This is a genomic window from Pseudomonas palmensis, assembly GCF_017848315.1.
Taxonomy (GTDB): Bacteria; Pseudomonadota; Gammaproteobacteria; order Pseudomonadales; family Pseudomonadaceae; genus Aquipseudomonas; species Aquipseudomonas palmensis.
Map to the genome: position 1 here is coordinate 16,372 of NZ_JAFKEC010000045.1, position 14,779 is coordinate 31,150.

General features: G+C 66.8%; 11 protein-coding genes and 1 pseudogene. 9 read left to right on the forward strand and 3 right to left on the reverse strand.

Annotated elements, in window-relative coordinates; translation table 11 throughout:
* Nucleotides 1-76 precede the first annotated feature (76 nt).
* From JZZ72_RS20360 to JZZ72_RS20370, 3 genes are all read left to right on the forward strand, one after another.
* Nucleotides 77-1,291: an MFS transporter gene (locus JZZ72_RS20360; protein ID WP_058541144.1), complete on the forward strand. Its 1,215-nt coding sequence runs from the start codon at nt 77-79 to the stop codon at nt 1,289-1,291.
* Between the two features lie 54 nt (nt 1,292-1,345).
* Entirely contained in the window at nt 1,346-3,706 is a 2,361-nt protein-coding gene (locus JZZ72_RS20365; RefSeq protein ID WP_054916068.1) for a DNA polymerase II, read from the forward strand.
* A 243-nt stretch (nt 3,707-3,949) separates the two neighbouring features.
* The gene (locus tag JZZ72_RS20370; RefSeq protein ID WP_043860195.1) at nt 3,950-4,501 is read left to right on the forward strand and encodes a DUF4174 domain-containing protein; all 552 of its coding nucleotides are present in this window, start codon (nt 3,950-3,952) and stop codon (nt 4,499-4,501) included.
* A gap of 79 nt (nt 4,502-4,580) precedes the next feature.
* Here the strand turns inward: JZZ72_RS20370 and JZZ72_RS20375 are convergent, their stop codons facing one another.
* The gene (locus tag JZZ72_RS20375) at nt 4,581-5,027 is read right to left on the reverse strand and encodes a GNAT family N-acetyltransferase (RefSeq protein WP_058541143.1); all 447 of its coding nucleotides are present in this window, start codon (nt 5,025-5,027) and stop codon (nt 4,581-4,583) included.
* Nucleotides 5,028-5,265: 238 nt separating this feature from the next.
* Here JZZ72_RS20375 and JZZ72_RS20380 point away from each other — a divergent pair, with 238 nt between their 5' ends.
* Nucleotides 5,266-7,488 carry a TonB-dependent receptor gene (locus JZZ72_RS20380; RefSeq protein ID WP_058541142.1) on the forward strand — a complete coding sequence of 741 codons (2,223 nt, stop codon included), beginning with the start codon at nt 5,266-5,268 and terminating at the stop codon, nt 7,486-7,488.
* Between the two features lie 39 nt (nt 7,489-7,527).
* Here the strand turns inward: JZZ72_RS20380 and JZZ72_RS20385 are convergent, their stop codons facing one another.
* Nucleotides 7,528-8,439 (reverse strand): LysR family transcriptional regulator, encoded by a 912-nt coding sequence (locus JZZ72_RS20385; RefSeq protein WP_058541141.1) that lies wholly within the window; start codon nt 8,437-8,439, stop codon nt 7,528-7,530.
* A 120-nt stretch (nt 8,440-8,559) separates the two neighbouring features.
* On the opposite strand from JZZ72_RS20385, the gene JZZ72_RS20390 reads away from it, so the two are divergent.
* A complete protein-coding gene (locus JZZ72_RS20390; protein WP_058541140.1) occupies nt 8,560-9,168 on the forward strand; it encodes a LysE family translocator in 609 nt (202 codons plus the stop codon).
* Here the strand turns inward: JZZ72_RS20390 and JZZ72_RS20395 are convergent.
* The gene (locus JZZ72_RS20395; protein ID WP_221181553.1) at nt 9,165-9,335 is read right to left on the reverse strand and encodes a DUF6026 family protein; all 171 of its coding nucleotides are present in this window, start codon (nt 9,333-9,335) and stop codon (nt 9,165-9,167) included. The genes JZZ72_RS20390 and JZZ72_RS20395 overlap by 4 nt on opposite strands.
* A 191-nt stretch (nt 9,336-9,526) precedes the next feature.
* Between JZZ72_RS20395 and gnd the strand changes: the two are divergent.
* The 4 genes and pseudogenes from gnd to JZZ72_RS20415 form a co-directional block, all read left to right on the forward strand.
* Nucleotides 9,527-10,513 (forward strand): annotated as a pseudogene (gene gnd, locus JZZ72_RS20400) (phosphogluconate dehydrogenase (NAD(+)-dependent, decarboxylating)); the annotation flags it as partial.
* Nucleotides 10,510-12,009 (forward strand): glucose-6-phosphate dehydrogenase, encoded by a 1,500-nt coding sequence (gene zwf / locus JZZ72_RS20405; protein WP_054915455.1) that lies wholly within the window; start codon nt 10,510-10,512, stop codon nt 12,007-12,009. The pseudogene gnd and the gene zwf, both read left to right, overlap by 4 nt.
* A gap of 10 nt (nt 12,010-12,019) precedes the next feature.
* Nucleotides 12,020-13,819, forward strand: coding sequence for a glycoside hydrolase family 15 protein (locus tag JZZ72_RS20410; protein ID WP_054915454.1), 1,800 nt, complete (start codon nt 12,020-12,022; stop codon nt 13,817-13,819).
* A gap of 134 nt (nt 13,820-13,953) precedes the next feature.
* Nucleotides 13,954-14,766, forward strand: coding sequence for a crotonase/enoyl-CoA hydratase family protein (locus tag JZZ72_RS20415; protein WP_043859926.1), 813 nt, complete (start codon nt 13,954-13,956; stop codon nt 14,764-14,766).
* The last annotated feature ends 13 nt before the right edge of the window (nt 14,767-14,779 follow it).

The window sequence follows — 14,779 nt, forward strand, 5'->3', positions numbered from 1 at the left end:
GAATTCTACCCGTCTTTTTCCGCAGTGGCGGGAAGGATTACCGTGCAGTCACTTTTTTATTTCAGGAGTTTGCACCATGTCCCAGAGCAGTTGCCCGGCCCAGGCCGCAGCAGGGGTGGAGGCCGAACCGGCGTTCCCGTTGTCCGGCCTGCTGGCGTTGTCGATGGCCGGCTTTATCGCGATTCTCACCGAGACCCTGCCGGCCGGCCTGCTGGGGCACATCGCCAGCGGCCTGCAGGTCAGCGAGGCGATGGCCGGGCAACTGGTCACGGCCTATGCGCTGGGCTCGCTGCTGGCGGCGATCCCGCTGGTGACCCTGACCCAGGGCTGGCGCCGACGCAGGGTGCTGATGCTGGCGGTGCTCGGCTTCGGGGTGTTCAACACGGTGACGGCGGTGTCCGAGCACTACACCCTGACCCTGGCGGCGCGCTTCATGTGCGGGGTGGCGGCCGGCCTGGCGTGGGGCGTGATCGCCGGGTACGCACGGCGCATGGTCAGCGTGAGCCAGCAGGGTCGGGCGATGGCGGTGGCCATGATCGGCGCGCCCCTGGCGCTGTCGCTGGGGGTGCCGGCGGGCACCTGGCTGGGCGACCTGCTGGGCTGGCGCAGCACCTTCGTGCTGGTATCGCTGGCGACCCTGGTGCTGATGGGCTGGGTGCTGCTCAGCGTGCCGGACTTCGACGGCCAGCCGGCCGGCAGGCGTGCCGCCATCGGCCAGGTGCTGGCCACCCCCGGGGTGAGCGCGGTGCTGGCGGTGATCTTCACCTGGGTGCTGGCGCACAACGTGCTGTACACCTACATCGTGCCGTTTCTGCAGGCCGGCGGCATGGCCGGCAGCACCGGCCCGGTACTGCTGCTGTTCGGCTGCGCCGCGCTGGTGGGGATTGGCGTGGTGGGCGTGCTGATCGACCGCCACCTGCGCCGGCTGGTGCTGGGCAGCCTGGTCGGTTTCGGCGTGGCGTCGGTGCTGCTGGGCCTGGCTACCGGTGCGCCGCTGCTGGTGTACTTCAGTGTGGCGCTGTGGGGCCTGAGCTTCGGCGGCGCCGGCACCCTGCTGCAGACCGCCAGTGCCGATGCGGCGGGCGAGGGTGCGGACGTGGCGCAGTCGATGATCGTCACCGTGTGGAACCTGGCCATCGCCGTGGCCGGGCTGGTGGGCGGCGTGCTGCTGAGCCACTGGGGCGTGCAGAGTTTCCCGTGGCTGCTGCTGGCGCTGGTGGGGCTGGCGTTGACCCTGACCCTGCGTTCGCACCGGCACGGTTTTCCGCTGGGGCGGCGCAATGCCGGGTAAGCCCGGCACTATCAGGTAGAATCGGCGCATTGACAGGGGTACGAGGTTGCAGAGGTGGAGGTTCAACAGGGCTTTGTCCTGACCCGGCACTGGCGGGATACGCCAGAGGGCACATGCGTGGAGTTCTGGCTGGCGACCGACCAGGGCCCGCGCCAGTTGCGCCTGCCCGTGCAGACGTCGGTGGCGTTCGTCGCCGCCACCCAGCGTGCCCATGTCGAGGCGGTGCTGCGCACCGAACGCGACGTCGAGCTGCGCGAGCTGGCGCTGTGCGACTTCCGCCACCGACCGGTGCTGGGCCTGTACTGCCGCCAGCATCGCCAGCTGATGCAGCTGGAAAAACGCCTGCGCGCCGCGGGCGTCGACCTGCTGGAAGCCGACATCCGCCCGCCCGAGCGCTACCTGATGGAGCGCTTCATCACTGCCCCGGTGACGTTCAGCGGCCGCCCCGATGCCGACGGCCTGCTGCTCGACGCCCAGCTCAAGCCGGCCCCGGACTACCGGCCGAACCTGCGCCTGGTGTCGCTGGACATCGAGACCACCGAGCGCGGCGAGCTGTATTCGATTGCCCTGGAAGGTTGTGGCCAGCGCCAGGTGTACATGCTCGGCCCGGCCAACGGCGACGCCAGTGGCGTGGACTTCGACCTGGAGTACTGCGCCAGCCGTGCCCAGCTGCTGGAGCGCCTGAACGACTGGATGGCCCGGCACGACCCCGACGCGATCATCGGCTGGAACCTGGTGCAGTTCGACCTGCGCGTGCTGCACGCCCATGCCCAGCAGTTGCAGGTGCCGCTGCGCCTGGGGCGCGGCGGCGAGGTGATGGAATGGCGCGAGCACGGCAGCCGCACGCACTTTTTTGCCGCCGCTGCCGGGCGCCTGATCATCGACGGCATCGAGGCGCTGCGGTCGGCGACCTGGAGCTTCCCCTCGTTCAGCCTGGAGAACGTCGCCCAGACCCTGCTCGGCGAAGGCAAGGCCATCGATACGCCGTACCAGCGCATGGACGAAATCAACCGCATGTTCGCCGAGGACAAGCCGGCCCTGGCGCGCTACAACCTCAAGGACTGCGAGCTGGTCACGCGCATCTTCGCCAGGACCGAGCTGCTGACCTTTCTGCTCGAACGCGCCACGGTCACCGGCCTGCCGGCCGACCGCAGCGGCGGTTCGGTGGCGGCGTTCTGTCACCTGTACATACCGCTGATGCACCGCCAGGGCTTCGTCGCCCCAAGCCTGGGCGGGCGCCCGGACGAGGCCAGCCCCGGCGGCTTCGTGATGGATTCGCGCCCCGGCCTGTACGAGTCGGTGCTGGTGCTGGACTACAAGAGCCTGTACCCGTCGATCATCCGCACCTTCCTGATCGACCCCATCGGCCTGGTCGAGGGCCTGCGCGAGCCGGATGACGAACACTCGGTGCCGGGTTTTCGCGGCGCACGCTTCTCGCGCACCCGGCATTGCCTGCCGGCCATCGTCGAGCGCGTGTGGCAGGGCCGCGAGCAGGCCAAGCGCGAACACAATGCGCCGCTGTCGCAGGCGCTGAAGATCATCATGAACGCCTTCTACGGGGTGCTGGGTTCCAGTGGCTGCCGCTTTTTCGACCCGCGCCTGGCGTCGTCGATCACAATGCGCGGGCACGCGATCATGCGCCGCACCCGCGAGCTGATCGAGGCCCAGGGCTACACGGTGATCTACGGCGATACCGACTCGACCTTCGTGTGGCTCAAGCGGGCCCATGACGAGGCGCAGGCCGGGGAGATCGGGCGTGCCCTGGTGCAGCAGGTCAACCAGTGGTGGCGCGAGCACCTGCGCGATGAGTACGGCCTGGACAGTGCGCTGGAGCTGCAGTACGAAACCCACTACAAGCGCTTTCTGATGCCCACCATCCGCGGTGCCGAGGAGGGCAGCAAGAAGCGCTATGCGGGCCTGGTACACCGCGAGGGCGGGCCCGACGAGATGGTCTACAAGGGCCTGGAGGCCGTGCGCACCGACTGGTCGCCGCTGGCCCAGCACTTTCAGCAGGAGCTGTACCAGCGCATTTTCGAGCGCAGGCCGCACCAGGCCTATGTGAAGGACTACGTGCAGCGCACCCTGGCCGGCGAGCTGGACGATCAGCTGGTCTACCGCAAGCGCCTGCGCCGGCCCCTGGACGACTACCAGCGCAACGTGCCGCCGCATGTGCGGGCGGCACGCATGGCCGACGAGTTCAACGACAGCCAGGGGCGGCCACGCCAGTACCAGAATGGCGGGTGGATCAGCTACGTGATGACCCTGGCCGGGCCCGAGCCTTTGGAAAACCGGCGCAACGGCATCGACTACGAGCATTACCTGACCCGGCAGCTGCAGCCGGTGGCCGATGCGATACTGCCGTTTGTGGGGGATGACTTCAGCACCCTGATCGATCGGCAGATGGGGTTGTTCTGATGGGGCTGTTGCGCCCCTGCACACCACCATTGAGCGAACCTGCAGGAACCGGCCTGGCCGGCGAAGGGGCCAGTGGCCCGACACATCCCTGACCTTCAGCTATCCTCTGCACATGCACAGCTACCTTTGAAACCGAAAGTTACTTTTGTAAACGTCCACACACGCGGGCAGTCGTTTAGGCTCGCTCGGATCTTTCGCTTTGATCTGTAGTCTTTGGTGCATGGAAACAAGAAGGAGATGCACATGCTTGTTCGGTCACTGACCTTCGCCACCCTGCTGGCAGTCGCCAGCCCGCTGCTCGCCGACGACGCGCCCCTGGCCGTTGACCTGGGCAAGTCCAGACCCTTGATCGTGATTGCCCCCAGCACCGCCGACCCGACCTTGCGCACCCTGAACGAGGCCCTCAAGGACCCGGCGACCAAGAGCAAGTTCGAGGAGCGCAACCTGGTGCTCTACAGCGTGGCGGGCATGGTCGGCAAGCGTGACGACAAGAACCTCGAGCAGCAGACCACCATGGCGCTGATTCGCGAACTCAGCCTGGGCGCGCGCAAGGGCACCCAGGTGGTGCTGGTGGGCAAGGACGGCGAGAAGCACATCATCGAGCATGACGGCACGGTGGAGCCGGAGCAGATCTTCGCGGCGGTCGACCAGTTGCCGGCCAGCGAAAAGGCCATTGTGGCGCCGACGGTCGCAGCGCCCGCCGCCGAGCCTGCGCCAGAGGGCAAGCCGGGCAAGCATGCCAAGCCGGCCAAGCCCGCCAAGCCGGCTGCGCCGCCCAAGCCGCTGGAAGACTGAGACACCCCTTCGCCGGCAAGGCCGGCGCCTACAGGTTCAGCGCTACGCCTGTAGACGTCGGCCTTGCCGGCCAGGCACTTCAGTCGCCCAGCCGCTTCTCCATGAACACCCGCCGAAACCCCGCCTGCACGGCCCTGTGGGTTTCGCGATAACCCAGCCGCTCATACAGCCCCAGGTTTTCGCTCATCGCTTCATTGGTGTACAGCCGCACCACCTCCAGCCCCAACTGCCGGGCCCGCGCTTCGGCATGCGCCATCAGTTGTCGCCCCAGCCCGCGGCCCTGAGCGGCCGGGCTTACCGCGACATTGTCGAGCAACAGGCCATCGGCCTGGGCGATCAGCACCAGTACACCGAGCACCTGACCCTGCTCTTCGAACACCTCGACCCGACCCTGGGCGATCAGCGCGGCGTAATCCTCCAGCATCGGCCCCGGCCTGGCACCGATGCGTGGAATGTACAGCGCATAGGCAGCCTCGATCAGTGCCTGTACAGGTGCAACGTCGTGGGCGGTGGCGGGGCGGATCATCGGCAGGCTCCTGGTGGGTGGCAGCAAGCGCCTACCTTAAATCAAGGCGTTGTCGCAGGGCAGCATTTTGCCGGTGAACAGGCCCTGATGCCTGGCACACAACCCACTGCTGCCTCACTGTTGCCTGGCCAGCAGTACGCTCGCTGTTTATCCATAAAACTCATATAAATCAAGTACATGTCTCATTGGCACGCCGCTTGCGATAGTCCGCTTACCCTGACTCATCGGAACCCCCGCCATGCCTGCCCCTACCGCCTATCTACCCCTTGCCCTGGCCATTGCCGCCACGTTGCACGGCGCCGCTGCGCTTGCCGCCGCACCGCCCGCCGACGCCTTGCCCACCGTCACCGTGACCGCGCAGAAGCGCGAAGAATCGGTACAGGACGTACCCTCGGCGATCTCGGTGGTCAGTGACCGCCAGATCGACCGCAGCGGCGGCGGCTTCAGTGCCGGCAAGGCCCTGCAGAACGTGCCCAACGCCATCGCCCCCGAGTTCGCCGGGCACCAGCGCCCGCGCTGGTACATCCGCGGCATGGGCTCGGGCGACATGGCCTCGACCACCGTGTACCCGGTGGGCATCTATACCGATGACGTGTACATCGACCCGCACGTGGCCACCGGCTTCCCGCTCTACGACATGGAGCGCGTCGAGGTGCTGCGCGGCCCGCAAGGCACGCTGTGGGGCAAGAACACCACCGGTGGCGCGATCAACTTCGTGTCGCGCAAGCCAAGCTTCGAAGACGGCGCCAACGGCTACTTCAAGCTCGACCTGGGCAACTACAATTCGCGCCTGTACGAAGGTGCCTACGGCGATACCCTGGTCAAGGACCGCCTGGCCGCGCGGGTGGCGTTCATCGACCAGAGCAGCGACGGCCAGCTCAAGAACGAGGTAGATGGCAACACTGCCGGCGACATCCACGACCAGGCCCTGCGCCTGCAACTGCTGGCCCAGGTCAACGACGACCTGCAGGCCACCCTGCAGCTGCACGCCCGTGACTACAAGGGGCAAGGTATCGTGGCCCGCGCCTGGGGTGCCGGGCCGGGCGGCAGCACGCTGTTCGGGCCTGCGCCCAAGCCTGCCTCCGACAAGGTCGCCTTCACCGGCAAGGCCGATGACCGCATCGAGCACAACGGCCTGCAACTGGCGCTCAAGTGGGACCTGGGCGAGCTGCAGCTGGACTCGATCACCGCCTTCGACGACGTGCACGAAAAGGCCCAGAGCCCGAACATGAGCATCTACGAGTTCGGCCGTGGCTATAACGACGACCGCTGGAAGCAGGTGTCGCAGGAGCTGCGCCTGTCGTCGGCGAAGAACCAGCCGGTGAGCTGGATCGTCGGCACCCACCTGTTCCACGAACAGCTCGACAGCCACAACAGCAACGCGCTGTTCCCCGAAGCCTACAACCAGGCCTTCGGCGTGGCCGACTTCGGGCGTACCGACATCGACCAGAAGACCGACAGCTTCGCGCTGTTCGGCAGCAGCACCTGGCAGGCCACCGACGACCTGAGCTTCACCGCCGGCCTGCGCTGGACCCGCGAAACCAAGGACATCGACCTGCGCCGGGTGGCCGCGCCAGACGCTGCCAGTGTCGACTTCAGCAACCGCAACGACTGGTGGAAGCATTACAGCGGGCCGCTGGTGACCACGGTGGTGCAGGACGAGAAGCGCACCTGGAACAAGCTGACCTATGATTTCACCCCCGAATACCAGCTCAACGACAACGCGCGGGTGTACTTGCGTTATGCCAAGGGCTTTCGTTCCGGCGGCTTCAGCGGCGGGGCGCAGGTGCAGGCCGAGGCCTCGGTGGTGGCGCCGGAGAACGTCGACGCCTACGAACTGGGGGTCAAGAGCGAGTGGTTCGACGAGCGCCTGATCGCCAATGCCAACGTGTTCTACTACGACTATTCGGACATCCAGGTGAACGCGGTGTCGGTGCGCAACGGGCAGGTGGTGTCGCTGCTGACCAACAGCGGCCAGGGCGTGATACGCGGTGCCGAGTTCGAGTTGCAGGCGCTGCCCTTGGCCAACCTGGAACTGCATGGCTCGCTGGGGCTGCTGCATACCGAGTTGCAGGACTTCGAATCGGGGGGTGTGGACTACTCGGGCAACCGCATTGCACGTTCGCCGTCGCGCACGCTGGCGGTGGGGGGCAGTTATCGCATTGCGCTGGAGAACGGCGACGACATCACCCTGGGCACCGACTGGCGCTACCAGAGCCGGATCTTCTTTCTGCCCACCGCGCAGGCCGACCACAGCGTGTCGCAGGGTGGCTACACACTGGGCAATGCCAGCGCCACGTACCATGTGGGCGGGCAATATGACCTGGACTTCACCGCCTACGTGAACAACCTCACCGACAAGCAGTACAAGACCGACAGCGTGCCGCTGCCGTTCGATGTGGCGTGGGATGCGCGGGGGGATCGCAGGACGTTCGGGGTGAGTGCCACGACGCGGTTCTGAGGTCGCTCTTGCGGGCCTCTTCGCCGGCAAGGCCGGCTCCTACAAGGTTGCGCCGTCTGTAGGAGCCGGCCTTGCCGGCGAAGAGGCCAGCAGGTACACCCGCAATCGCTCGATGCTCTCGCGCCACGCACTGCCCACCGGCCACACCAGGTAGTAGGCATCCCCCGTTGCCACCGCCTGTTCGAACGGCAACGCCAGCCGCCCGGCGCGGACATCGTCGCTCACCAGCGCCAGGTCGCCGATCGACACGCCATGCCCGGCCATGGCCGCCGCAATCCCTTGCTCCAGCGTATCGAACAGCGTGCCGCGCTGCAGGTCGACCTGCTCGAGCAGGCCCGCCCCGCGCAGCCAGCGCTGCCAGTCCCGCCGGTCATTGGACGGGTGCAGCAACGCCACCCCGGCCAGCCGCTGCGCATCCCACACGCCTTCTCCCAGCAACCCCGGCGCACAGATCGGGATCAATCGCTCATCGAACAGCTTGCACACCTCGACCTGCCCACCGAACTGCCCATTGCCCAGCAGCACCGCGCAGTCGTAGGGCTCGCTGGCAAAATCCACGCTGTCGACGTCCATCCACACGCTTGCCAGCTGCACGGTGTCGGCCTGGGCGTAACGCTGGATGCAGCCCAGCAGCCAGCGCATGGTCAGGGTGGAGGGCGCCTTCAGACGCAGGTGGCGCGAAGCGCTGCGAAACGGCTGGCAGGCCTGTTCGATCAGGGCAAAGCCGGCCCCCAGTTGCTCGGCCAGGCGCCGCCCGGCATCGGTGAGGCGCAGGCGCGGGCCGTGGCGCTCGAACAGGCGGCAACCGAACTGGGCCTCCAGGGTGCGGATATGGCGGCTGATGGCGCTCTGGGTCAGCGCCAGCTCTTCCCCGGCGCGGGTGAACGAACAGGTACGCGCCGCCACTTCAAAGGCGCGCAGTGCATACAACGGGGGCAGACGTTCAACCATGCCAGGGGCAGTCCATGATGAGTATTTGTCGTAGTAGGGCAGAGCATTTTGCGTTTTTCAAGGGCCATGCAGCTGCGCACACTCTGCACCTGACCTGCATTGACGACAAAGGAGCCTCTTTTGAACACCACGCTGCTGTTGGCCTACCTGGGCACTGTACTCATTCTGATCGCCACCCCTGGGCCGGTGGTGGCGCTGGTGGTCGGCACCAGCGGGCGTTCGGGCACCGGGGCGGCCATACGCACGGCGCTGGGGGCCAATGCCGCCTCCCTGGTGCTGGTGGCCGCCGCTGCGCTGATCCTGGCCGGCAGCCTGGCACTCAGCCCGGTGGTTCTCAATGCGGTGGCGCTGGTGGGGTGCGTGTTCATGGCCTGGCTGGGGCTGGGGGCGCTGCGTGCGCCAGCCGTGGAGGATGCGCCGCCGCCCAGGGCAAGTGGCTGGTGGCACGGCTTTGCGGTGGGTATCGCCAACCCCAAGGACATTCTGTTCTTCGTGGCGTTCTTCCCGCAGTTCATCCACGTCACGGCCTCGTTCGGCACCAGCATCGGGGTGCTGGCGGCGTTGTGGCTGGTGGTCGACCTGGGGGTGCTGGCGCTGTACATCGCGCTGATGCGCGGCGCCCTGGCGCAGCGGCACCGGGTGCTGGTGGCCCGGCTGTCGGGGCTGGTGCTGTTGCTGGTGGCGGTGGCGGGCGCTGTGTATTCGGCGCGGGCGCTGCTGGCCGCCTAGAGGGTGACCACGGCCTTGTCGCTGCCCTGGGCCTGTTGCAACAGCAGGCTCAGCTGCGCCACCTGACGCTGCAACTGGTCGCGTTCTTCCTTGAGGCGGCGCAGTTCGTCGCGGCGCACGCTCACGTAAAGGGTCTGGGGTGGGCTCGCTGACATCAAGGTTCCCATTGCACACCTCGCAATTGGTTTGGTACATGGTTTGAGCGTAGACGCTCGATCGGCCGCGATTCTGAATTCTTTTTCCTGTCATGGGAACTTTTTTGTTTATCGCTGTCGTGCCGTTGGTCGATGAAACCAACCCGGGCCTGCCTGGACTAACCTTGAAGGCCTGAGCAGGCTTTCTACACTTTACGGAGCATCGGCACATGCAACTGGGAATCGTGGGGCTGGGCCGCATGGGCGGCAATATTGCAAGACGCCTGATGCGCGAGGGGCACCACACCGTGGTGCATGACCGCAACGCGCCCGCCATCGATACGCTGGTGGCCGAGGGCGCCACAGGCGCCGCCGACCTGGCCGCACTGGTGCAGCAACTGGACGCGCCGCGCGCGGTCTGGGTGATGCTGCCGGCGGGCGAGGCCACCGAGCAGACCATCGCGCAACTGGCCGACCTGCTGGAAGCGGACGATGTGATCATCGACGGCGGCAATACCTTCTACAAGGATGACATCCGCCGCGCCCAGCACCTGGCCGAGCGCCAGTTGCACTACGTGGACGTCGGCACCTCCGGTGGCGTGTGGGGCCTTGAGCGCGGCTACTGCATGATGATCGGCGGCGAGCAGGCGATTTTCGAACGCCTCGAGCCGCTGTTCGCCACCCTGGCACCGGGTGAGGGCGACATTCCACGTACCCGTGGCCGAACCGGCCCCAGCGAGCGCGCCGAAAAGGGCTATATCCATGCCGGGCCACCCGGCGCCGGGCATTTCGTCAAGATGATCCACAACGGCATCGAGTACGGCCTGATGCAGGCCTATGCCGAGGGCTTCGACATTCTCAAGACCAAGGCCAGCGAGAGCCTGCCGGCCGACCAGCGCTTCGACCTCAACCTGCCCGAAATCGCCGAGGTGTGGCGCCGCGGCAGCGTGGTCACCTCGTGGCTGCTGGACCTGACCGCCGATGCACTGGTGGCCGACCCGCAGCTGGGCAGCTACAGCGGCTCGGTGTCCGACAGCGGCGAAGGGCGCTGGACCATCGATGCGGCGGTGGAGCAGGCGGTGCCGGTACCGGTGTTGTCCAGCGCACTGTTCGCGCGCTTTCGCTCACGCCAGCAGCAGGGCACCTACGGTGACAAGCTGCTGTCGGCGATGCGCTTCGGTTTTGGTGGCCATGTCGAGAAGCCCGAATGAGTGAACACGACGTCGAAGCGGCACCAGCCTGTACCCTGTTCCTGTTTGGCGCCAATGGCGACCTGGTCAAACGCCTGCTGATGCCGGCGCTGTACAACCTGCACCGCGACGGCCTGCTGGACAAAGGCATGCGCATCGTCGGGGTCGACCACAACCCGGCCACCGACGGCGAATTCGCCGAGCGCCTGGAAACCTTCATGCGTGAACGCGACCAGGGCGAGGGTGCCACCCGGTGCCTGGACGACAAGCTGTGGAAGCGCCTGGCCAAGGGCATCGGCTACCTCACCGGCGACTTCATGGAGCCCTCCACCTACCAGGCCATCGCCGAGCGCATCGACAAGGGGCGCACCGGCAACGCGATCTTCTACCTGGCCACCTCGCCGCGTTTTTTCAGCGGCGTGGTGCAGCAACTGGGGGCGGCCGGGCTGCTGGACGAGGCCAACGGCTTTCGTCGGGTGGTGGTGGAGAAACCCTTCGGTTCGGACCTGGCCAGCGCCGAGGCGCTGAACGCCTGCCTGCTCAAGGTGATGAGCGAAAAGCAGATCTACCGCATCGACCACTACCTGGGCAAGGAGACGGTACAGAACATCCTGGTCAGCCGTTTTTCCAACGGCCTGTTCGAGGCGTTCTGGAACAACCACTACATCGATCACGTGCAGATCACCGCTGCCGAGACGGTGGGCGTGGAAACCCGTGGCGCCTTCTACGACACCACCGGGGCACTGCGCGACATGGTGCCCAACCACCTGTTCCAGCTGCTGGCGATGGTGGCGATGGAGCCGCCCGCCGCCTTTGGCGCGGACGCGGTGCGCAGTGAAAAGGCCAAGGTGATCGGCGCGATTCGCCCGTGGTCCAAGGCCATGGCCCTGAAGAACTCGGTGCGCGGGCAGTACACCGCCGGCAAGCAGGGGCGCAAGAAGCTGGCCGGTTACCGCGAAGAGCCACGGGTCGACCCCGACAGCCAGACCGAAACCTACGTGGCGCTCAAGGTGATGATCGACAACTGGCGCTGGGTGGGCGTGCCGTTCTACCTGCGCACCGGCAAGCGCATGAGCGTGCGTGACACCGAGATCGCCATCTGCTTCAAGCCGGCGCCCTATGCGCAGTTTCGCGACAGCGACGCCGAGCGGCCCAAGCCCAACTACCTGAAGATCCAGATCCAGCCCAACGAGGGCATGTGGTTCGACCTGCAGGCCAAGCGCCCGGGGCCGACCCTGGCCATGGAGAACGTCGAGCTGGGTTTTGCCTACAAGGACTTCTTCAAGATGCAGCCCTCCACGGGCTACGAGACCCTGATCTACGACTGCCTGACGGGCGACCAGACGCTGTTCCAGCGTGCCGACAACATCGAGAACGGCTGGCGTGCGGTGCAGCCGTTCCTGGACGCCTGGGCGCAGGGCGGCGAGGTGCAGCCGTATGCGGCCGGGGAAGACGGGCCGCAGGCGGCCGACGAACTGCTGGCCCGCGATCGGCGGGTCTGGCACAGCATTGGTTGACGGGAGGTTCATGACGGGCGCCATCGAAGACTACGCACTACTGGGCAATTGCCGCAGCGCAGCACTGGTGGGCCGGGACGGCTCGCTGGACTGGCTGTGCTTTCCACGCTTCGACTCGCCGGCCTGCTTTGCCGCGCTGCTGGGCGACGAAGAAAACGGGCGCTGGCAGATCGCGCCGCGCGAAGCACCACTGGAGGTAACCCGCGAGTACCAGCAGGACACCCTGATCCTGCACACCACCTTCGTGACTGCCAGCGGCCGTGCGCGGCTGATCGACTGCATGCCGCTGGACGACGCGCACCACAGCGTGCTGCGCATCGTCGAGGGGCTGGAGGGCGAGGTGGCCTTCGACATGGACCTGGTGATGCGCTTCGACTATGGCAGCAGCGTGCCCTGGGTCGAGAAGCTCGATCCGCTGACCCTGACCGCCGTGGCCGGGCCGGACCGCCTGACCCTGCGCAGCACGGTGAGCACCCACGCGCGCGATCACCATACCGGCAGCCGCTTCAGCGTGAAAGCCGGGCAGCGCCACACCTTCAGCCTGAGCCACCAGCCATCGCACCTGCCGTTGCAGCCGGCCTTCGAGCCGGAGCAGGCGCTGCTGGACACCGCGCACAAGTGGCGCGAGTTTGCTGCGCGCTGCCCGCAGGTGGGCGAGCACACGGCGCGGGTCAAGCGCTCGCTGATCACCCTCAAGGCGCTGACCTATGCACCCACCGGCGGCATCGTGGCCGCGGCCACCACCTCGCTGCCGGAGCACCTGGGTGGCGAGCGCAATTGGGATTACCGCTACTGCTGGCTGCGCGATGCCACCATGACCTTGCTGGCGTTCATGAACCTGGGCTACTTCGAGGAGGCCCAGGCCTGGCGCGAATGGCTGCTGCGCTCGGTGGCGGGCAACCCCGAGCAGATGCAGATCATGTACGGCCTGGCCGGCGAGCGCCGGCTGCCGGAGTACGAGCTGCCCTGGCTGGCCGGCTATGCCGGTTCGCAGCCGGTGCGGGTGGGCAATGCCGCGGCGGTGCAGCACCAGCTGGACATCTATGGCGAGGTGGCCGATGCGCTGTGTCAGGCGATGCGTGGCGGCCTGCCGCGCTTGCCGCGCAGTGCGGCGATCGGGCGGGTGATCATGCCGTACCTGGAGACCATCTGGCGCCAGCCCGACGAGGGCATCTGGGAGGTGCGCGGGCCGCAGCAGCATTTCACCCACTCCAAGGTGATGGCCTGGGTGGCGTTCGATCGGGCCGCCAGCCTGAGCGAGCCGACCGAGGAGGGCAAAGCCCAGGCTGCGCACTACCGCGAGGTGGCCGCGCAGATCCATCGCCAGGTGTGCGAGCAGGGCGTCGATGCGCAGCTGGGCTGTTTTGTGCAGGCCTATGGCTCGCAGGAGATGGACGCGAGCCTGCTGCAGATTGCCCTGACCGGTTTTCTGCCAGCCGACGACCCGAGGTTTCTGGCAACCCTGGCGCAGATCGAGAAGCGCCTGCTGCATGACGGGCTGGTGCGCCGCTACGACAGCGACAGCGGCTGCGATGGGCTGGCGCCGGGGGAGGGTACGTTTCTGGTGTGCTCGTTCTGGCTGGCGGACGTGTACGTGCTGCTGGGGCGTCAGCAAGAGGCCCAGGCGTTGTTCGAGCGCCTGTGCGGGCTGTGCAACGATGTGGGGCTGCTGGCCGAGCAGTACGACCCGCAAGGTGGCCGCATGCTGGGCAATTTCCCGCAGGCCTTCAGCCATATCGGCATCATCAACACGGCGCTGAACCTGCACCGGGCGCAGTGTCCGGTGCGCGACAGGGCCCGCTGCGGGTGACTGCGGCGGCCGCTTCGCCGGCAAGGTCGGCTCCTGCAGTGCAGGAGCAACAGCCCAGCCTTTGGCACAAGCGCCGCCTACGGTCTGCGATATAGTCCAGCCACCCCATCCCGCGTCAGCCCAAGGAGTGCCACGTGACCGACTACACCGCGTTCAAGGTCGAACTGTCGAACAGCATCGCCCACGTCCAGATCAACCGCCCGGAAAAGATCAACGCCATGAATGCCGCGTTCTGGAGCGAGATCGTCGAGATCTTCCAGTGGATCGACGAGACCGACGCGGTGCGCGTGGTGGTGATCAGCGGCGCCGGCAAGCATTTTTCTTCCGGCATCGACCTGATGCTGCTGGCCTCGGTGGCCAACGAAATGGGCAAGGACGTAGGCCGCAACGCGCGCCTGCTGCGGCGCAAGATCCTGCAGATGCAGGCCTCGTTCAATGCCGTGGATACTTGCCGCAAGCCGGTGCTGGCAGCCATCCAGGGCTACTGCCTGGGCGGCGCGATCGACCTGATCGCCGCCTGCGACATGCGCTACGCGGCTGCCGATGCGCAGTTCTCGATCAAGGAAATCGACATGGGCATGGCCGCCGACGTCGGCACCCTGCAGCGCCTGCCACGCATCATCGGCGACGGCATGCTGCGCGAGCTGGCCTACACCGGGCGCACTGTCGGCGCTGACGAGGCGCGCCAGATCGGCCTGGTCAACCGCACCTTCGACGATCAGGCCAGCCTGCTGGACGGGGTCTTTGCGATTGCCGCCGAGATCGCGGGCAAATCCCCGATTGCCGTGGCCGGCACCAAGGAGATGCTCAGCTACATGCGCGATCACCGCATCGACGACGGGCTGGAATACATTGCCACCTGGAACGCTGCCATGTTGCAATCCACCGACCTGCGGGTGGCGATGGCCGCCAGCATGAGCAAACAGAAACCGCAGTTCGACGACTGAGCCCGGTCGCGAA